The 1,688-nt window shown below is 54.4% G+C and carries 2 pseudogenes; both read right to left on the bottom strand.

From position 1 onward, the window contains the following. Window positions 1–1,008 (bottom strand): annotated as a pseudogene (locus ABS769_RS22370) (XopB/HopD1 family type III secretion system effector); the annotation flags it as partial. 562 nt (window positions 1,009–1,570) lie between these two features. Continuing rightward, window positions 1,571–1,688, bottom strand: a pseudogene (locus ABS769_RS22365) (IS5-like element ISCARN85 family transposase); the annotation flags it as partial.

Below are 1,688 nucleotides of genomic sequence, written 5' to 3'. Positions count from 1 at the left end.
AATGCTGCCTGGCGGCAGGAGATGCCGCCAGAAAACGCATGCCTTACGCACTTCAAGCCAACTACACGCCTCATCTCGACAAGGCTGCTTGAACTTCGAAGATACTGACTGGTTGTTCAGATCTTCCTTAAAGCCTGCGTACTGCAAGACGTTATTGGGGAATGACACAACTGAAGAGATGGCACCGGCTTTCATCGCCTTGGGGAGCAGGTCGCGCATGGACCAGTCCTCACCCTTCATCCCCTTGATGATTGCGAGCACACACATGGTGTCCATGGTCTCGATTATCAAAGGCGGCACTGAATCGATTCCGGCCAATTGCAGAGCATACTGACTGGGCGAGAAATTTTTGCCGAAGATGGCTTTTTTCAACAGTTCCGAAGCGCCGAGTTCCCATGCGGAGCCGAGCATGCTGCTGACGCCAATGCTACCGGCCAAGCCGCCGAGCTGGAATTCTTTCTTGGTCGCCACATGTAGCAATTCCTGTGCACCCAGACGAACCTGGAGGTCCTCGTCCCCTTTGAGTTTCTGGTTGATGAACGCCGACAGGACATCGTCATTGGACATGACATCTGGGGCACACGAGGCGAGGAACGCTTTCGCGCTGATCTGGCTGCCGTCTGCCATCTCGATCAAAGCGCTTGGGCCAAATGCTGCGGAGCCCCGCTCAATCGCCTTAAGCAATAAGGGGATATGAATGTCAGCATCGATTTGCTCAGCTGTCCGCTCTGACGAGTCGGCGGTGGGCATCAGTTGCGCCGTTTCCACCGTGAATGCGTCCTTGAACTCCTCAAGCGCTTTCTCCGGGTCTCGACGCGACGCCATCTCTAGTCGGACCCCCTCAATGCTCGCGGCCTGTGACGGGAATGGCTGGTCAGCCTGCGCGAAAGATAACAACGCGTGCACGACCGGGTTGTCAGAAACAAGTCGGCCCGACTCCCTGCGCACCGAGCCGACATGCCCGGGTTTTTGAAAAGCCGCTAACGAGGTCAGTAGTGGGGTTTCCAATCCATTATTATCAGTACGGTCGGATCTGCCCGGCAGCCTCGGGGCTAGCTGGCCGGAGGCTTACACCGCGCCGCTGCGGGGGCCTGGTGGTTGGTAGCCTGCTGTCGTCGGACTGACGGTAGACGCTATGGCTAAGCTGCGCGTCAGGTGCCAAACCCGAATTGTGATCCGTGCCAGATTCAGGTTGGCGTATGTGATCGAGTTACGACAAGGAATGGGATCGTGCAAGCACTGCCTTCATATTGTTCACCTTATGGAAAATTCATCAGGTTTGGGTAACGCAAATACAGCTTGTGGCGAGACTTTCCCAGCCCAGATGGAGAAAGCCATTCCGTAACGCCAAATGTTTGGCACGGATCTTCTTATTTTTAACGGAAGAGCCGCGTTGATGCGCTGTTTCATGATTAAAACTGAGGCGGGATCTTGACCAATGAGCGCTATGCTTGGCTGCGGGTCAGAATTTAGTTGACCGTCCCACCCCTTCCGGTCAACAAATGCGGTAAATCGTCTAGCCTATATGGATATCTCCAACATAATAAATGTGACATCGATCTAGGGCCTGTTAACACATCCGAAGCCCATCAACGACTAGGACGAAGCTGAGGAATCCAAGGAACATGACATCCAGCTTGTCGAAGCGCGAGAAAATCCGGCGGTAGCCTTTCAAGCGACGGAACAGT

Origin of the sequence: Xanthomonas hortorum (assembly GCF_040279205.1) — a bacterium.
Taxonomy (GTDB): Bacteria; Pseudomonadota; Gammaproteobacteria; order Xanthomonadales; family Xanthomonadaceae; genus Xanthomonas; species Xanthomonas hortorum_F.
This window is presented reverse-complemented; position numbering and strand designations above follow the sequence as displayed.